Below are 18,139 nucleotides of genomic sequence, written 5' to 3' on the forward strand. Positions count from 1 at the left end.
TCGAGTTTTTTTATTATCATCTCTCTTTAGTTAGCAATGCTTTATTAAGTCATTATTCGGCTTTCCAACTCTCCTAAACGTTGCTCGATTCTCTCTATATCTTCTTTTGTGACAGGATTTTTTAATAAAAATGCAATTTCATCTTTTAGCATGTTTATCTCTTTTTCAGTAGAATCTAATACTATATCGTAAATGCTTTTTTTGCCTTGATTTGACACTTTAATGCTCCCAAACTTAAATTGCTCAAGTTTCAACCACCGAAGATTTTAACCTTGGGTGGTTGGGGCGTTAGAAGAACTGTCACAGAACAGTTATAATAGCTTTTAGGTTTAAAGTGCAAACTTTAAACCCTGAACATAGCTAAAATCACCCCAACCATGACAAAGTTGAGGAGCATTTTTAAATGGATAATGCTAACCATCTGTTATAAAGGACTTCTACACCCCGGAATAACGTTACTGCTATTCTTGCGGAAGATTTTAATTAATTTTTTAAAAAAGTCAATTAGCTATTGTCAAAGAACGGCTGCATGGATCGGAAAATGCCCTTAATATTATTCCCGCTTTTAGCAATTACTTCCTAGCTTACTCCGAACTAGTATTAAATAACTGCACTAAATGTATATAAATATCCAGTGTTTCAATTTCTTCCTTAGTAAATTTATAAGGAGATTTTACATAAATAAGTTTTTTTGCGTCTTGCTTCTTTATTTGATCAGGCGGTAAATATATATATAATCTATGTTCTTCTTGATCCTGTGACTCTTTATTAGCATGTAGCACCTCATACAAAGTTGTTATATCTTTTTTTGTTTCATCTAAAAAAGATGCAGCAACTTCTTCTAACTTTTCTTTAAATAAACTACTGAGTTCCTGATCACTTTCTAGCTCTTTCTGCGAAATTACTCTTATATCATCTAATTTAAAATAAGATTTTATATTTTCTAAAAAAGAATTAGCATAATTCTCAGTTCTAGGGCTTTTAAGATTTTTATTTAAATGATTATGAAGAAATTTTTTATCTAGATAAAATTGAATAATACTTAAATTTTTTTCTTTTAAGGTTTTTTTATACCTTGTTATTTTAGAAATAACGACTACAACAAGAAAAATAAAAATACTTATTAACAGAGGATATAAGATATTTAACTGATCAAACATTATAAATTTCATAGAATTTAGTTTACACTACATAATAGTAGTAACATTTATTTAAATTTCAACTTAAATATTTTTTATTTCAATTTAACTCCTATATCTTAAATTTAAATCATTTATATTTAAATATTGTCATAAGAAAATTAATAAGATCTTTATTGAAACCGCTACTTCAGATAGCATAATAATTTATGCATTATAGTAATAATCATGCCCTAATAAATCAGATTTAGGAATATCGCACTTATATTCATATGAACCTAAATAAGCTTGTAATTCATGAACATTTTGTTCTATTTCTTCATAATTATATTTATGTGAGTTTTGAAATTTTTCAACTAATTTACCTTTATTAACAACTTTTTTATAAGCATCTTCTTTAAAAAACCCATCTTTTTGTTCTTCACTATGAAAGTAATCCTTAAATTCACTACGTTTTTTCGGTAAATTAGAGATAAATTCTGCAAATTTTTCTAATTGAATATTGGTAATTAGGGTAAATACCAAACGTATATTCTCTTTATATTGGTTAACTCTTGAAATTTCATGCTCTATTGTATCTTTTTGTTCAATTTCAATAACATTATTAGATAAAATAACTAAATCTTTTTTATTAACCTCTTGTTTTTCAGATTCGTTTAGTTTTATATTCGCTATTTCCTCTTCTAATTCCTTTTCTGTAAATAATCTTTTAAATGCAGCAAGCCATGGACCAAAAGCTGTACTTTCTAACTTTTTAAAATATTCTTTTAACTTCATAATTAATTTCCTTGTTTATATTTTCTTAGTTTAATTTATAGTACTAGTTGGAAGTAATCAAGTTATAGAGCTAAGAAAAATTAATACTTTTGTAAAAATTATATGTAGCGTAGCAATTGAAAAACAGTTTTAAAATGCTTAAAATAATTTGACTATTTTAGAAAATTTTAATAAAATCTATTAATAAACTCAACCGATAATACCAAATATGAAAACAGCTTTTATCTTCCCCGGTCAAGGGTCGCAATTGATCAGCATGGGAAAAGACTTTTATAATAATTTTAAACCAGCTAAAGAAACTTTTCAAATCGTTGATGAAGCACTAAATCGAAAACTTACCGACATAATTTTTAACGGCACTTCCGAGGAACTAACCCTAACTACCAACGCACAGCCGGCATTAATGGCAGTATCTATGGCAATAATAAATATTATCAAAGCTGAAACCGGTAAAAGTTTGGACAGTCTTTACGATTATGCTGCCGGTCATTCGCTAGGTGAATATAGTGCTTTATGTAGCACTGAAAGTATTAGTCTTGAGACAGCAGCAAAACTACTGCATATACGTAGTACATCTATGCAAGGAGCATGTCCTGAAGGTGAGGGAAGCATGGCAGCTTGTATCAATATTCCACTTCAAAAACTTGAAAAAATATTAGAAGATATCAACAAAATAAATTTATGCCAAATTGCCAATGATAACATCGAAGGACAAATAGTTATTAGCGGCAAGACCACAGCTATAGATCATACTATTAGCATAATTAAAGATTTGGGCTATAAAGCGATAAAACTGAAAGTCAGTGCTCCATTTCATTGTAGCTTAATGAAGCCGGCAGAAGAAAAAATGCGAGTAGCTCTTGATAAAGCTGTAATTAATAAGCCTTTGATACCGGTAATTCAAAATTATACCGCAAAACCTACTCTAGATCCTACAGAAATCAAACAAAATTTAATTCTTCAGATATGCGGACGAGTTAGATGGCGTGAAACTTTAGAACTATTTAATAATTTAGATATAACTCATATAGTAGAAATAGGTGCCGGAAGCGTATTAACAAATATGCTCCGAAAAATTAATTATCCATATAAGTTAAGTAATATAAGTAATTTAGAAGAACTACAGAATTTTTTAGACACTCTCTCATAACTTCTGATTTATACTCAAATGATTTCAAGAACCCTCATTTTATTTTGAGAGGTGAGCACCCGCAGCCTATACTTAAATAGGTGAGGAGCGAATCTTTGATAAAAGAAAAAAGCAATTCTTGAAAGCAGCAGAGTATATAAAGTTTTTAAATTAACTTAATATTATTATTATATGAAAATTAGTTTTAGTTTTTTTAAGCAATTGCTAGAATTATTAACTAGTGATTGGCGAAGCTATTTAAATAGGGTAATAACAGAACTTGAAAAGTTAGCTTTAACAGATACTAATGATACATTTTTAAAAGAAGAATGTTATAGAAAAATTGCTCTTATTAAAGGATACATTAAAGAAGGTGAGTATCCATGGTATGTTGTTCCTTTTGATAAAAAAGATAATGCAAGTTTACTACTTACCAATATTCATATGCTAGAGCTTGATTATCTAAATTAAAATACGGTAAAAGCAGTAAAAAATATGCTGCGAAATAATTTCAAAGATATATATAATCCGGAAATTTATACTATCGCTAATTATGAAGAACCTATAATTAAAAACTATACAATAATAGATAAAATAGCCAAAGGGAAAGTTATTACCTTTGAAGATTTTAATATTAATTATGAAGAACACACAAATGAAGAGTTAAAATATATAGATGATATAGTAAATGATATTAGAAAACTAGACAGCGAGTTAGTAGCAGATATATCAAATATCATCAAATTTATTTATCAATTTTATTTTGTAGATTCTGCTATTACTCAGTATACGATCATTTTTATGGCTGCACATTTTGAAGAACTACAAAATTTTCATCAAAATTTAGATAACCTCAACTTTATAGTACCGCTACAAAAATATAATCCTGAATGCCAACCAAAAAACTATAAGAACTTTATAAATATCGAAGCAATAACTTGGAATAGATTTTTAGTTAAATATCAGAAATTATTTAATAACCTTAGCGAAGAACATTCAGAAATACTATGTAGCATTTGTAGCGATAATGAGGATTTTGTAGAATTATTAATTTCTGACTCTATGAACCTTAGCTTAAACAAACAAGTTGAAATTATAAAATACTTAATAGACGAATATAAAAATGATGTTGAATCCGTTTATCCCATAACCCTTTAGCTTTTTAATATTTGCAACAATAAAGATGGTTTTGTAAAATTGTTAATTTCAGACTCTTATAATCTGAACTTAAACAAGCGAACCAAAATTATAGAATACCTGATATGTAAATATAAAAATGATATTAAATCTATTTATTACATAACCGAACAACTTTTTAATATTTGTAACGATAATACAAATATTAAAACTATAGAAACAGAGACTGAACGTTTTTACAAATATGCTGAATATTACCGAAGCTGGGATGGCTTACCTAGTTATTGGCATATGGACTTTAAAGGGCTACCAGGCTTTGATACGAAATCTTTGATTATTGGCAATTCTGCATTATCAGAAAATGATTATGAATAATATTTAAATCAATAATAAAAATTCTAAAATAATTCTAGAAATTTTATAATTTAGATGATATAAAGTTAAGCCATAACCGGAGAGATGGCCGAGTGGCCGAAGGCGGCGGTTTGCTAAACCGTTATATGGGTCATACCGTATCGAGGGTTCGAATCCCTCTCTCTCCGCCAACTCTATGCTCTTTTATTTTCTTTATAATGCTTAGTATATTTATCTAGTAACATCCTAATCATTTTTTGATAAGGAACATGTGCAGTTGCTGCTTCTGATTTAAAGAATTCTACGCTCTCTTTACTTAAAGAAATGGTTACTTTTACAGAATCATCTTTTAACAACAGTTCTCTAGGATCTGGTAAGAAATCTTTTACTATTTTTACTTCCCCTATTTCCCCATCAGTGTATTTTATTCTCTTGCTCATAAATTCTCTTACCTTTACGCTAGTATCCTGCTCCAAAAATTCTTATATGATTACCTCGAAACATAAAACGGACTGTTAAAATATTACCATCAACTTGACCTAAACAAAAATATCTTTTTTCTGTAATATATGGTCTATATCCTCAAGAATTATCCTTTTTATATCTAGAAAAGCTTTTTGAGCTTCATAAAAGCTTACGTTATGCTTCTCAATATTAATGTTATTTTTTTCTTCATCCCATTCAAAAGAAGAATGCATCTTTAGCCTTTAATCGATTAATTTAATAATACTTAGTTCTATAATAAATGTCCATATATTTATATGGGTAGTAAACCATATTTTAAAATTAATAGTTTTCAAAGTAAACATAACAAAACTTAAGCGTAGGCTTAATAAGCTATAATCTAAACTCATTAAAGGTTCGCAAATACAAATTATTGCCTTATTTCCTTTATTTAACAAGGAAATTAGATTTACATGTAAAATGTCTTTTCATACCTTACCTTTTTAAATTTTATTAAAAACTTTAACTATTTAAGATTATATAATATCATCTTCTGCACCCATTAATTTAATTAAATCTGGATAGGTTTGCTCATATTGAGCTATAAGCTCAAGTGTTCCTGTTTTATCATGAGATGATAATTTAACTTTATCGCTTTCTACTAACTCTCTTAATCCTTTTATTTCTTGTAAGTTAGCATAATGAACACTAACCTCCTCGCCATCTTTTGCTGCATACCATTGATTTTGAGCATCGTATGAAAGGGCATTTAATATATTAATATTTTCTCTAGCATTTATGGGTTCTAGATCTAGTTTTACGAAGAAATTTCTTGTTAATCTGAATTGTAGAGTTTCGGTTATAGGTACGTATGATAATCCAAAAGATTCATTATTAAATATACAGAATGGCTCTATTTTCTTTTGAAAACTACTGTTAGGAACAAAACCAAAAATTTTTATTGTATAGTGTTGATTTATATAATTCATATCATTTATAAATAATTTTTGTTCTTTCATTTTGTACCTCTTACAATACTTAAATTTTATTTATTAAAATAGCCTAGCTATTTCAGCTTTTGATTACAATATAAAATTTGTAAAAACTTAATAAACATATTGTTTGTAGTAAAAAGTAGAAAAAACTATATAGATACAAGATTTATCTCCTGTAGCCTAAAGTTTAATATGATTCATAAATGAGTAACAATTATACACCAAAAAACGAATGATAGTTTGTTTAAAAAAATCTTTCGAGATTTAGAGAGATTAAAGAAATTTATCAATACAGTTCTTGGACTTCAGGAGGGTTTTAGAACCAAAGAAATAGAGTTTATACCCATAGAGCAAGCCCTATGCTCAATAAAGGAAAAAGCATATTTGATTTAAAAGCCGGTAGCTGGTATATAATCGAGATATAAAATAGCAGAAATTAAGGAATCATTCATTATTTCAGAAAATAAACTTAAACTATCCCCAAAATTACGAGCATTAGCATTTATAAATATTTCATGTAGTTTAGTTGCTTGAATAAATAATTTTGATCGTAATTTTTCTACTTCTTGATTAAAATAAGGTGTGATTTTATGAAATGTGTCATAATCAGTAGAATAATTTTGTTCAAAATCATTATCATTAAAGATTGTAACGGCAAAATTTTTAGAGATTAAAAAATCCATACTAACAAATAAGGATTTTTCTATTTTTGTAAGCTTTTCTATATCGAGCTTTAATTGCTTGGATTTATCTTGAAGCTTTTTGATATCGCTTTTGTTTTTTTCTTTTAACTCTAACTGTTCATTTTTTAACCGAATTAAACATAAGTTATCTTGAATAAAACTATTATATCTCTTTGTTTTAAAAAAAGTATGTATGGGTTTTAAAAATCCTAATGATAGTGAACCAATTTCATAATCAAATTCTTGAATTTTAGAATCAATATATTTTAAGGTTGATTCAAAATTTTTTATTTCTTCTACATATTCATCTAAAATAACTAACAAATCTTTATTTGGATAATCTTTTAATAAATCACTTTTTTGTTTATTAAGAGTAATAACTTTTTCTATTGTATCGTTAATTTTTAATACGTCTTGATATAATTCATTAAAATATAAACATTCTTTTTGCCATTCTTCCTTAGTATCTATATATGAGTTACAATATTTAGGCATTAAATACTTTAAGCTATGAGCTTCAGACTTACCTTTTAGTAAATTTAAATATTGAAACATTGTTTTACATTTGTAACCTTCCTGTTCTTTAGGAAATTCAGGTTTCCAAAATTTTTCCATAAAACTTTGACGATTAGCACTTCTTCCCAGTACTACCGTAAATATTCCCCAGTTTGTATTTCTATCCGTATCGTTTACTAACCAATCAAAAAATTTTAACTCTTCATGATAAATTTTATCTATCTTTGCATAAAGAGGTAACTCTTTAGAAATGTTTTCAACTGCATTATTGTTAGAAGAAGCTATAACAATCTCATGATTTTGAAGAGAAGGGACAAGAGTTTTTATTTTATATTCAAATCCTGAAACTTTAAAGCAATGTTGATCGTCACTAAATCCTTCATCGGGAGTTTTTAATGTAGCAAGGTTTAATGCTCTTTTGACGTAAATATTTGCTATTATGTCGAATAGTAAAGTAGTTTTACCGGTTCCGGGTGGACCGTTAACTGCAAAAATATGCTCTGTATTTTCTATTTTTTGTAGTATCGTATTAATAGCAGAGGTTTGTAAAGCAGCTAGGCAATTTTTTGGTGATGAAGGCCACCTAGCAAACTGCATTTTAGAAGGTTCAAGTAACTCTTTTAATAATAACGAATCACTCAAAACATCTTTTATATGAGGTTTATCATTAGCTCCAAGATATTTAGTAATTGGAGAATCTGCAGTAAATTTATCAATATTATTGCGTACTAAATCAAGAGGTTTTAGAAAAAAACTATTAAACATTTCTAAAGCCGGGGCAGGAGCCCAATCTAATTCCTTTTTAGTATCTTCTTTTAAATTATTATCTGTTACTGTTTGATTAGTATAAGCATTTTTAGTTTTTTCATTTTTCCTAAGTTTTCTATAAGTTATTTTTCTAACGCATATTTCAGGATTACTGAGTAAAAATTTCCCATCGATCTTTAATTCACTAATTATAAAATTAGCAATATAATTAACTCTTTCTAAATTAAATTTCTTTTGTTGACCGGTTTTATCGAAAGAATCTTTTAATGCATTTACTATTATGCAGCACTATTATCTTCAAACTCAATCAAATCTTCAAAATCATTTTCTGAAAACCCTACTCGTACAACTTTACCTAGAACATAAGCACCGGTAGATATAACCATTGAGTTATCTATAAGATTCATATCTTCATCAAGCGTTAGTGCAACGACCAGAGTTAATACAGGTTTTTTGCGGTTCTTAGAGCCATACAAAATTTTAGGTTTTACATTAAATAATTCATTGATTTTTTCTTCAATAGCAATTTCAGCTTCAGTCCAATTTAAATAACTAAGATATAGATGCCAATGAACACATATGTCATAATCCGGTAATTCTGCTTTTAATTTTTCCTTATTAAATTTTTCAAAAGGTGCATCTTGTAACAGAAAAAGAGAGTCTTTTTTATTAATTTCTTTATAAAACTCTTTTTGCTGAGTAGCATGTTTTTGTGCATAAGCAAAGTAACTATTTAAAGTTTCATTTTTAGGAGGAGTAGAAAGTTCAATAATCTTCCATACATCTAGAATAGATTTGATTTGTTCATCGGATTGATTGTACATAAAAAGAAGTTTACACTTAAAATAGAAATATCCTAAGTATGAAACTAGAAGAAGTAAACAACTTTTTAATGTTACTATTTACAGCATATAAAGATGTGTATAATTAACACAATTATCGCCAAATTATTAATGATTTTTAATAAAACTTTATTATCTTTTACAAATTCATTTAATATATTTCCTTAACCCAAACAGGATATAATAAATGCAAAATAATAAGGAAATTATTAAATATATAGTGTCTAGCATTTGGTCTTCTTGGAATCCTATAAACTGGTCACCAAGCATGCAATTAGCTACCTTAAGTTATATATTGTCTTGTTTAATTGATGGGAATGACGCATATCCAATTGAAGATGCACAAATAATAAATAATGATCAGGAATGGCTTAAAATCAATCAAACTTATACCTTTTATAATACGCAATTTCCATCTTCTCGTTATGTGGAACTTGCAAAAGAGATACCTATATGCCTAAAAAGATTAAAAATATTTCATAAATTTGATGATGAGAATTACGTACCCAATGAAGCGTTAGCCTCTCATAAACTCATAAATAACTTTTCTAATTTATTGAAGCATTTTAAACTAACTCCTCTTATAGATCCTACTGATTTTAATCCTAACTATTTTATGGTATAGGAGTTGGGCAAAAAATTTAGGGAATATTCCTAAATATTTTGGTCAAAAGCTAAAGCGTGTTTGTAATAATATAGAAGAAGCAGAAAATTATTGGGAGAGTTACGAACCGGAAACATTCTCTAACTCTTCTGCATTCCATGAGTTTATAAGTACAATAACGCACTGTAATGATGCATTATTAGGTTGTAGTGATATTAAATCAGATATATATTATAATAAACTGTAGTTACTTTCAATAGCAAATTACGAAAATAGGTATGAGACTGTTAACAGTCTCATAATCAAATGCACATTTAAACCGATTCAACACACATAGCCATACCCATACCGCCGCCGATACATAAAGTGACCAAGCCTTTTTTAGCTTTAGCTCTTAGTAAAGAGTGTATTAAAGTAATAAGAACACGTCCGCCGCTTTTGCCCCGATCGGATGCCTGATTGCTATTGCACCGCCGTTTATGTTAACCTTATCCATATCCCATTTCATTTCACGGTTTACATAAATACTTTGAGCAGCAAACGCCTCATTAACCTCAATAACTTCCAAATCATTAACGCTCCAACCTGCTTTACTTAAAGCCTTTTGGGAGGCAGGAACGGGGGCAGTACCCATAATGCTTGGATCAACACCGGCTGAAGCATAAGAAACGATACGTGCGAGCGGCGTTAAATTATGCTTTTTCAAAGCTTCTTCGGAAACTACCATAAGACATGCCGCACCGTCATTAATTTAGGAAGCATTACCGGCAGTAACTACACCGTTTTTATCAAAAGCAGGACGTAATTTACTTAAGATTTCAAGGCTGGTATCAGGTCTTACCGTTTCATCATGTTCAAACAAACTAGTAGTTTTTTTAATCGTTACTTCAATAGGTAAGATTTCATCTTTAAAAATAGTTGTGCTTTAGCTGCTTTTTTATGAGAGCTTAAGGCAAATTCGTCCTGCTCTTGTCTGCTAATATTAAACTGTTTCGAGATATTTTCGGCAGTAATTCCCATAAATACTCCTGAAAATACATCAGTTAGCCCGTCATACTGCATTAGATCAACCATTTTAATATCGCCGAATTTAGCTCCTGCTCTGATATAGCTACCGTGCATACCGAGCGACATATTCTCCTGCCCACCTGCTATAACTATTTCATTATCACCAGTCATAATCGAATTTGCTGCAAGTGCTACGCTTTTAAGACCTGAGCCACATACTTTATTAATCGTATAGCCAGGCACTTCTTTCGGTATCTCCGCATGAATCAGAGTTTGCCTTGCCGGATTCTGTCCACTACCGCCTGTTATTACTTGTCCAAGGATTACCTCATTTACCAAAGCAGGATCGATTTTGCTATTTTGTAGTATATCCTTTATTAAATGAGCGGCAAGCATAGGTGCAACTGTTGTACTAAGGCTACCCATAAACGAGCCGAAAGCCGTCCTTTTCGCATGTGTTATATAAACCGGTTTTGTCATAATGTGTACTCCTTAAATAATTTATCATTTATCAAATAGCTAATATGTCCGCCTTTTACTTCTATGAGCTTAGAATTTTTTAATAATTTTTGCAAAGGTAAAATGGAAGATTTAGGCACTATTTGATCATCTTCCGCTGCTACTATATATACAGGGCAATAAATTAAACTCGGATCAATAATAAAATTATCGATTTTCCATTTAAGATTTATAAACATATTTTCATCTAATATATTTTGCATAATTTGATTATAAACCCCCTTAGATATATTATTACCGGACATAAGCCAATTTTCTATTCTAAATGCTAGTTCCTGCTCCTTACCTGCAGTTATAGAGAAAAATTTTTTTAATTTAGCATTAAAATAATCAGGGAATAAAAGAAAAAATAAAATCTGTATATGAATTTTAGGAATTATCGGTAAACTTTCTATGCCACTATCTAGTTTTAAATATCGATGCAACATTCTTATATAGAAAAAATGAGAAAAATCCCAAGGACAAGTAAGTAAAGTCAGAGTTTTTATAAATTTAGGCATAAGTATTTTTGCTGCTATCGCAAGGTTACCACCGATACAATGACCTATTAAATTAATGTCCTTAATTTTCAAACTATCTATTACTTCAATTATTTTATGCACATAGTCATCTAGTAAATATTTAGGTTCCCCAATATCTAGCCAATCTATTAAATAAACTTCACCATAGCTTCTCAAATTTTCAATAAAATTTTTGTCACGAGCTAAAAAAAATATTTCCGGTGAGTTAAAGATAGAAGGAATGATTAGGAAAGTATTGTCATCCCGTGGCTTGTCCACGGGATCCAACATAAAGCGAGATAAATCGAGCTTTTTGTATTTTTTATTACTGGATCCCGTGGACAAGCCACGGGATGACACCGAGTAATACAACACCCTATAATGCTCTGTTTGCATTACTATTTTACCGGATTCTAAATATTTATTACCTAAATTATGTATCTTTGCATAATTATTATAAAGGTCAAAATATTCCTGTAGTTTATTACTATCTAACATTTATTAGTATCTATATTCTATAAGTAAATTCTTGACAAAAGGCTGAATATCTTATATAAGTGCAGCATCTTCATAGTGTAATAAACAGTATACCATCTCTCAGATGCTATCTGTAAATATATTTTCATAAAATCTGAGGTTCTGTGTATTTTATAATTAATGATTATAAAGTACACAGAACCTAAAGTGCTTAAGTTTTTTTTTTGTCCTTAGGGATTTATAATGCTAAGTACCTCATCACGATCGTTTAAAAGCAAATTCAGAGCAGCATTTTGGCCTGTGCATAATTACGAACTCGGAAAGTTTATTCCGATGAGTGTCTTAATGTTTTGTATCTTATTTAATCAAAATATTTTACGAATCTTAAAAGATAGTATTCTAATCTCTGAAATCAGTGCAGAGATAGCAGGTTTTTCTAAAGTTTATTGTGTTACACCTGCTGCAGCTTTATTCGTGATTATTTACACTAAAATGATTAATCACCTTACTTTTGAGAAGATCTTTTATTATTTAAGTGCATTTTTCATCAGCTTTTTTGTTTTATTTGCTTTTGTAATCTATCCTAATATCCATGTTTTTCACGTACATCCCGATAATTTAGCCGACTGGATGGGACGCTATCCTCATTTTAAGTGGTATATCTCATTAGTAGGTAATTGGGGTTATATATTATATTATAGCCTTGCCGAGCTTTGGCCCAATATTTTTTATGTGTTATTATTTTGGCAGTTTGCTAACGAACTTACTACTACTGAAGAAGCAAAAAGATTCTATACCCTCTTTTCATTATTCGGTAATTCTTCCTTAATATTAGTCGGCTTTTTAATGATGAATCTATCATCAGAAGATACTATCATTAAGAAGTTTATGAGTATTTCGGATAGTAAAATCACTTTAGTTCAAGTATCCACGACAATTGTAGCAATTGTTGCTATTGTTTGTTGTTTGTTAGTTAGGTTTATTAGCAAGAATGTTTTCACTAACCCGTTATTTTATGCTAAAGCAAAAAGCGGCAGATCAACTACGGAACGTATGGGGCTAATTAAGAGTTTGAAGTATATTGCAAAATCAAAATATTTATGGTTACTTTTAATTTGTTCGGCAGCTTTCAGCTTATCAATGAACTTAGTTGAAGCCGTATGGAAAGCAAAAATAAAAGAGCTGTATCCAACAGTTAATACTTATGCTGAATTTAATAGTTTATACATATTATGGACCGGTGTTACGATAATGGTTATGACTATTATCGGTAATAACGTTATGCGTATGCATAATTGGTTCGTAGCAGCAGTTATTTCACCGGTTATAATAATGGTCACCGGTATACTATTCTTTGTGCTAATAGTATTTGATCAACAAATCCTATCACTATTTGATGGAACAATTTTAATGTCACCGCTTGCTCTTGCCGTTTCGATCGGCGGTATTCAAAATATTTTAGCTAAAGGTACTAAATATTCTATATGGGATACTTCTAGAGAAATGTTATATATACCGCTTGATGATGAACTTAAAACCAAAGGCAAAGCAGCGGTCGACGTAATAAGTGCGAAAGTCGGCAAATCTTCTAGCGGTCTTGTACAATCTATTATCTTTACCTTAGTTCCGACTGCTACTTTTACCTCAATCTCACCGATTCTAATGGTGGTATTTACTTTTGTATGCTTAGCGTGGATTTATGCAGTAAGGAAAATATATTTTGAATATCAAAAAATAGCATAATGATATTGTTGTGTGGTTCTCGATGCCATTCCCGCGTAGGCGTAGTGGATATTAAATCGTCATTGCGAGCAGCCGTAGGCTGCGTGGCAATCTCATGAACCTTATATACTTACCTTATGAGATTGCCACGTCGATGCTATGCATCTCCTCGCAATGACGTCCCTAATATCCTTACAACAATGCCCTTTTCAGCTAGAAATCTTACAGCATAAAACTATCGATTTTACTATGAATCAATCTCTCCTAAAGCTTTAGTATCTATATTATCTAAGAAAATCTCAAAATCCTTTAAAATATTTTCAACATCTTTTAAGATAGTATCAAATTCGTCTTTACTTTGAGAAGAAGGTGGTTTAAATGAAGTTAGAACAACTTTTTCACTCTTTATAAAATTATGAGACTGATCATTAAGTTTAATAGTAACAACTTCACCGGCTAGAGAGTTTGCATATCCGCTCTCATTAATTGGCTTTGGATGCGTAATTTTGAGGTTTTTTGGAGTGTTAGTTTCCTTATTCTTACTACGGAATGAAAAAATTCTAGAATAAAATGGCTTTTGATTTATATTTTATTTAAAAAATGCCATTATAGAGAAATAATTTATATTTAACAAGCAGGATGGTTAGGTTCTGTGCACTTTTGATTAATGATTATAATTATAAGATATTTTTAAGCGAAAATTAATAAGATTTTTGTCGGAATAGTTATTCATATTTCAAAAAAATCTTATAATTTGCAGCTAAAAAGAGCTATAATTATGATTATTCTATTAAAAGTGTACAGGACCTCAGTTTTATAAATTTTTCTATCATTCTAGTAACGGAACGTTCTAGCTCAATATCTAATTTTGAATAATCAGAAAAGTTAAACCATTTAAGTTCATTCGATTCGTTATTTTTTATAAAATTATCATTATTTACTGTTTTTAGTAAAAATCGTACATCATAGTGATAATGAGCAGGCTCCTTATGAGTTTGCGGAATATAATGGGTGTCTATATCAAAAATCTCCTTATCTATAGTTTTGATTTCATTAATTCCGGATTCTTCTATAGCCTCTTTAACCGCTACATTTAATATATTACTATCTCCATCACAATGACCGCCTGGTTGAAGCCATTTATCAAGCTTTCTATGGTGCATCAATAAAAATTTCGTTTTATCATTATTAAGTAAAAAAACTGAAGCAGTGAAATGCCCTATTTGTAAATCTCGGCTAAAAGGGTTGTCATATTCATTTAAAAATTCAAGCATTTTTGTTTTTGTAACAATTTCTTCAGGATATATGCTACTGTAATTTTGTAGTTTAATATGTAATTCATTCATAACGATAATTTTTTATGTATAGAGCTTCGATATTTAACTCAAATTTCTCTGCTAAGTCAAATAAAAATAATGTTATAAAATTACATTTTACCATGTTTCGTGGTAATTATTATTGACAATTAATTAATAAATTAATATTTATGCTTAAAGAAATAATCAATGAAATAGTAAACGATAATACAAACCCTTGGTACGGTAAACTTGCAGTAGTAGGAGCGTGTGCTGTTGGAATGTAGTAGTAATTGATCCACCTTTAAAAATTGCTATGGCATGTGCTGCCGGCATAATGGTAACATTAGCTGCAATTAAAGTAGGAGAAGCCTGTTATAATTATTATATGGAAACAAATACCCAAGAAGAAGGATTAATTGGAGAAGTAGAATATAATATTGAAATATATTAACAAAATATTTTTAACAAATTTAGAGGACAAACCGACTCTAAATTCGTATTCATTTACTATTCAAGCCGTTTTTTAGTCTAATTTTGACTTGTTTTAAAGAACGAGGAGTTGCGTCCGTAACTTCAATTTCAATATTTTCTGAAATATCTATTCTAGTACCGATAGCCGGAACACTACCGACTCTAGTCAATACGAGTCCTCCTATCGTATCAAACTCATCATCATCATTTTTTAGCTTTTCTCCTATTATTTCTTCAAGCACTTCTACTTCAACACGTGCATTTGAAATAATTGTTGAATTATTAATAACCTTGAAATTATCGCTATCTAATTGCTTATCATGCTCATCATCAATTCGCCCTACTATTTCTTCTATAAGATCTTCAATAGTAACTAAACCGTCAGTACCGCCATACTCATCAACAACTATTGCAATATGCGTTCTCTCACGACGCATTTTTGCTAGCAAATCTAATAATTTCATAGAAGGAGCTGCAATTATATGCTTACGTATAAGCTTTTTTAGACGACCATTTTGCTTTGTAGCCAATGCTTTAAATAAATCCTTGATATGAATGAACCCTACTACATTGTCTAAAGTACCGTCATATATAAGAGTTCGTGTATGTGGGGCTTCTAACTTAATAGACTCACTTAATTCTTCTAGATTCGTAGTTAATTTTATTGCCGCAATATCGGAACGCGGTACCATTATATCTTCAATAGTTTTATCTTCTAGCTCCAATAAATTAGCTAAAATATTACGCTCGTCTAAAGTCATTTTTTGGCTATTAATTTTAAGGCGTTTTATGACACCAAAAAAATTATCAGGCGTTTTTGTTTTTCTAAAAAAATTTTTTATCGGAGAGAATAATTTTCGTACAGTAAAAATTAACTTATTATTTTGATTTTTTTTACTAGAATCTTCTTTTTTTGAAGATTTTAACATAAATTTTTTTATTTAGTTAATAAGGGGAAGAAATACCGAAATATGATAATATTTCAATTTCTAGATTTTCCATAATATTTGCTTCTGTGTCATTTTGATGATCAAACCCAATTAAGTGTAAAATACTATGTATTAAAAGATGAATAAAATGATTCTCAAAATTTTTTTGCTGCTCGCACGATTCATTATATATTACCTCATAACAAAATGCTATATCACCTAAATGTATATAATCAGAGTCGCCTAAAAATTCAAGTTTAGAATATAAATCCTGCCAATTTAATTCGTTGCTTGGAAAAGAAAGAACGTTAGTAGCTTTTTCTATATTACGAAATTGTTTGTTTAAGGTCAATATTTCTGCAGTATTTGTTAGTAAAATTGATAATTCAAATTGTTTTATTTTACTAAAATTATCAAACCGCAATAAAACATTTTGAGTTATTTTTTTGATTAAACTCTTATTTATCTGCTTATGCTCACGCCATTTGTCGTAGTTTTTAGCTATTTCTATGTTGATCATTTCTTAATCCTATCGCATCAATGTCATTCCCGCAAAAGCGGGAATCCAGTACTTTTCACTGTCACCCCCGTGGCTTGACCTATAGTACTGGACAATTTTCACTTTATGTCATTCCTGCGGAAGCAGGAATCCAAAATAAAGCGAGATAAATCGAGCTTTAAAAAAGCTTTATTTGAAAAAAAAAATTATCTAATAAAAAAATCTTTGAAATCAAGGTTTTTTTAGCATGGATCCCTGCTTTCGCAGGGATGACATCGAGAGCTTTTTAAAAATTGTCCGGTACTATAGGTCAAGACACAGGATGACAAAGGTGAAATTGATTCACGCGGGCAATGCCTCCTCGCAATGACGCTGCTGGTAATTCTCTTTTAATTTTTGAAAATCCTCATCGGCATGGTATGAAGAACGGGTTAGCGGGGTTGCCGAAACCATCAAGAATCCTTTTGTTCTTGCTATTCGCTCTAAATATTTAAACTCTTCGGGAGTAACATATTTTACGACCTCAGCATGATTTTTAGTAGGTTGCAGATACTGCCCGATAGTTAGAAAATCAACCTTTGCTTCTCTTAAATCATCCATAACCTGTATTACTTCACTTATTTCTTCTCCAAGCCCTACCATCATACCGGATTTTGTAAAAATTTCAGTAGATAATTTTTTGATATTGTGAAGTAAGCTTAAAGAATTATAATATCTAGCCCCTGGTCTAATCGTTTTGTATAAAGATGGTACTGTTTCAACATTATGGTTAAAGACGTCAGGCTTTGAATTAGCTATTATTTCAGCTGCTCCTTCTTTTCTTAAAAAATCAGGAGTTAGAATCTCAATAGTAGTATTCGGCGATGATTTTCTAATTTCGCTAATACACTGTGCAAAATGCGTAGCTCCGCCATCATCAAGATCATCACGATCGACGGAAGTAATTACTACATGCTTAAGATTTAACTTTTGTACCGCTTCCGCTAACCTTTGCGGTTCGTGCGGGTCAAGCAAATCCGGTCTACCAGTTTTGACATTACAAAACCTACAGGCTCTAGTACAAACCGAACCTAAAATCATCACGGTTGCATGTTTTTTCGACCAACACTCACCGATATTAGGACAAGCAGCTTCTTCGCACACAGTATTTAATCTCAGATTCTTTATTAAATCTTTTGTATTATAATATTCTGCGGAATTCGGAGCTTTTACTTTTATCCAATCCGGTCTTTTGTTTAAATTAGACATATACTCCTGTGAAATGAATAGTTGTATACGAAGGTCAATTTCAAAAAGAGCGAGGAGTTCACAAGGCAAGGAGCGGAGCG

20 protein-coding genes, 1 tRNA gene and 1 pseudogene are annotated in these 18,139 nt (G+C 30.0%); 8 read left to right on the plus strand and 14 right to left on the minus strand.

Going from position 1 to position 18,139, the window contains the following annotated elements; all coding sequences use genetic code 11:
• Positions 1-44 precede the first annotated feature (44 nt).
• The 3 genes from ACE38Q_RS05010 to ACE38Q_RS05020 form a co-directional block, all read right to left on the minus strand.
• Entirely contained in the window at positions 45-218 is a 174-nt protein-coding gene (locus tag ACE38Q_RS05010) for a DUF5320 domain-containing protein (protein ID WP_162180257.1), read from the minus strand.
• A 366-nt stretch (positions 219-584) separates the two neighbouring features.
• The gene (locus tag ACE38Q_RS05015) at positions 585-1,172 is read right to left on the minus strand and encodes a hypothetical protein (RefSeq protein ID WP_500191407.1); all 588 of its coding nucleotides are present in this window, start codon (positions 1,170-1,172) and stop codon (positions 585-587) included.
• Positions 1,173-1,346: 174 nt separating this feature from the next.
• Positions 1,347-1,916 carry a hypothetical protein gene (locus ACE38Q_RS05020; protein ID WP_500190315.1) on the minus strand — a complete coding sequence of 190 codons (570 nt, stop codon included), beginning with the start codon at positions 1,914-1,916 and terminating at the stop codon, positions 1,347-1,349.
• Positions 1,917-2,124: 208 nt separating this feature from the next.
• Between ACE38Q_RS05020 and fabD the strand changes: the two genes are divergently transcribed.
• From fabD to ACE38Q_RS05045, 5 genes are all read left to right on the plus strand, one after another.
• Complete coding sequence (gene fabD / locus ACE38Q_RS05025; RefSeq protein WP_500190316.1) at positions 2,125-3,066, plus strand: ACP S-malonyltransferase; 942 nt, start codon at positions 2,125-2,127, stop codon at positions 3,064-3,066.
• A gap of 171 nt (positions 3,067-3,237) precedes the next feature.
• A complete protein-coding gene (locus tag ACE38Q_RS05030) occupies positions 3,238-3,516 on the plus strand; it encodes a hypothetical protein (RefSeq protein WP_500190317.1) in 279 nt (92 codons plus the stop codon).
• A 24-nt stretch (positions 3,517-3,540) separates the two neighbouring features.
• The gene (locus tag ACE38Q_RS05035) at positions 3,541-4,203 is read left to right on the plus strand and encodes a hypothetical protein (RefSeq protein WP_500190318.1); all 663 of its coding nucleotides are present in this window, start codon (positions 3,541-3,543) and stop codon (positions 4,201-4,203) included.
• A gap of 39 nt (positions 4,204-4,242) precedes the next feature.
• Positions 4,243-4,557, plus strand: a complete 315-nt coding sequence (locus tag ACE38Q_RS05040) for a hypothetical protein (RefSeq protein WP_500190319.1) — start codon at positions 4,243-4,245, stop codon at positions 4,555-4,557.
• A gap of 78 nt (positions 4,558-4,635) precedes the next feature.
• Positions 4,636-4,727 (plus strand) — tRNA-Ser (locus ACE38Q_RS05045).
• 3 nt (positions 4,728-4,730) lie between these two features.
• Here ACE38Q_RS05045 and ACE38Q_RS05050 read toward each other — a convergent pair.
• The 5 genes from ACE38Q_RS05050 to ACE38Q_RS05070 all read right to left on the minus strand — a co-directional run bounded on the left by ACE38Q_RS05050 (position 4,731) and on the right by ACE38Q_RS05070 (position 8,766).
• The gene (locus ACE38Q_RS05050; RefSeq protein ID WP_500190320.1) at positions 4,731-4,976 is read right to left on the minus strand and encodes a CopG family transcriptional regulator; all 246 of its coding nucleotides are present in this window, start codon (positions 4,974-4,976) and stop codon (positions 4,731-4,733) included.
• Positions 4,977-5,075: 99 nt separating this feature from the next.
• On the minus strand, positions 5,076-5,234 hold the full coding sequence (locus ACE38Q_RS05055) for a BrnT family toxin (protein WP_500190321.1): 159 nt from the start codon (positions 5,232-5,234) through the stop codon (positions 5,076-5,078).
• A 282-nt stretch (positions 5,235-5,516) separates the two neighbouring features.
• Positions 5,517-5,999, minus strand: coding sequence for a hypothetical protein (locus tag ACE38Q_RS05060; protein ID WP_500190322.1), 483 nt, complete (start codon positions 5,997-5,999; stop codon positions 5,517-5,519).
• A gap of 365 nt (positions 6,000-6,364) precedes the next feature.
• A complete protein-coding gene (locus ACE38Q_RS05065) occupies positions 6,365-7,939 on the minus strand; it encodes an AAA domain-containing protein (RefSeq protein ID WP_500190323.1) in 1,575 nt (524 codons plus the stop codon).
• Positions 7,940-8,220: 281 nt separating this feature from the next.
• Positions 8,221-8,766: a hypothetical protein gene (locus ACE38Q_RS05070; protein WP_500190324.1), complete on the minus strand. Its 546-nt coding sequence runs from the start codon at positions 8,764-8,766 to the stop codon at positions 8,221-8,223.
• 205 nt (positions 8,767-8,971) lie between these two features.
• Here ACE38Q_RS05070 and ACE38Q_RS05075 point away from each other — a divergent pair, with 205 nt between their 5' ends.
• Positions 8,972-9,409, plus strand: a complete 438-nt coding sequence (locus ACE38Q_RS05075; RefSeq protein ID WP_500190325.1) for a hypothetical protein — start codon at positions 8,972-8,974, stop codon at positions 9,407-9,409.
• A gap of 293 nt (positions 9,410-9,702) precedes the next feature.
• On the opposite strand, the pseudogene ACE38Q_RS05080 reads toward ACE38Q_RS05075, so the two are convergent.
• Both ACE38Q_RS05080 and ACE38Q_RS05085 read right to left on the minus strand, forming a co-directional pair.
• A pseudogene (locus ACE38Q_RS05080) lies at positions 9,703-10,876 on the minus strand (acetyl-CoA C-acetyltransferase).
• Positions 10,873-11,913 (minus strand): alpha/beta fold hydrolase, encoded by a 1,041-nt coding sequence (locus ACE38Q_RS05085; RefSeq protein WP_500190326.1) that lies wholly within the window; start codon positions 11,911-11,913, stop codon positions 10,873-10,875. The pseudogene ACE38Q_RS05080 and the gene ACE38Q_RS05085 overlap by 4 nt, the downstream one beginning before the upstream one ends.
• A 222-nt stretch (positions 11,914-12,135) precedes the next feature.
• Here ACE38Q_RS05085 and tlc5 point away from each other — a divergent pair, with 222 nt between their 5' ends.
• Entirely contained in the window at positions 12,136-13,635 is a 1,500-nt protein-coding gene (gene tlc5 / locus ACE38Q_RS05090) for a GTP/GDP exchange transporter Tlc5 (RefSeq protein WP_500190327.1), read from the plus strand.
• A gap of 761 nt (positions 13,636-14,396) precedes the next feature.
• On the opposite strand, the gene ACE38Q_RS05095 is transcribed toward tlc5, so the two are convergent.
• A complete protein-coding gene (locus tag ACE38Q_RS05095) occupies positions 14,397-14,837 on the minus strand; it encodes an NUDIX hydrolase (RefSeq protein ID WP_500191309.1) in 441 nt (146 codons plus the stop codon).
• Between the two features lie 340 nt (positions 14,838-15,177).
• On the opposite strand from ACE38Q_RS05095, the gene ACE38Q_RS05100 reads away from it, so the two are divergent.
• Positions 15,178-15,363 carry a hypothetical protein gene (locus ACE38Q_RS05100; RefSeq protein WP_500190328.1) on the plus strand — a complete coding sequence of 62 codons (186 nt, stop codon included), beginning with the start codon at positions 15,178-15,180 and terminating at the stop codon, positions 15,361-15,363.
• 49 nt (positions 15,364-15,412) lie between these two features.
• On the opposite strand, the gene tlyC is transcribed toward ACE38Q_RS05100, so the two are convergent.
• The 3 genes from tlyC to lipA form a co-directional block, all read right to left on the minus strand.
• On the minus strand, positions 15,413-16,312 hold the full coding sequence (gene tlyC / locus ACE38Q_RS05105) for a hemolysin C (RefSeq protein WP_500190329.1): 900 nt from the start codon (positions 16,310-16,312) through the stop codon (positions 15,413-15,415).
• 16 nt (positions 16,313-16,328) lie between these two features.
• Positions 16,329-16,832 (minus strand): rRNA maturation RNase YbeY, encoded by a 504-nt coding sequence (gene ybeY, locus ACE38Q_RS05110; protein WP_500190330.1) that lies wholly within the window; start codon positions 16,830-16,832, stop codon positions 16,329-16,331.
• 321 nt (positions 16,833-17,153) lie between these two features.
• The gene (gene lipA, locus ACE38Q_RS05115) at positions 17,154-18,059 is read right to left on the minus strand and encodes a lipoyl synthase (RefSeq protein WP_500190331.1); all 906 of its coding nucleotides are present in this window, start codon (positions 18,057-18,059) and stop codon (positions 17,154-17,156) included.
• Positions 18,060-18,139 lie beyond the last annotated feature (80 nt).

Source organism: Rickettsia endosymbiont of Thecocarcelia acutangulata (assembly GCF_964263195.1).
Lineage (GTDB): Bacteria > Pseudomonadota > Alphaproteobacteria > Rickettsiales > Rickettsiaceae > Rickettsia > Rickettsia felis.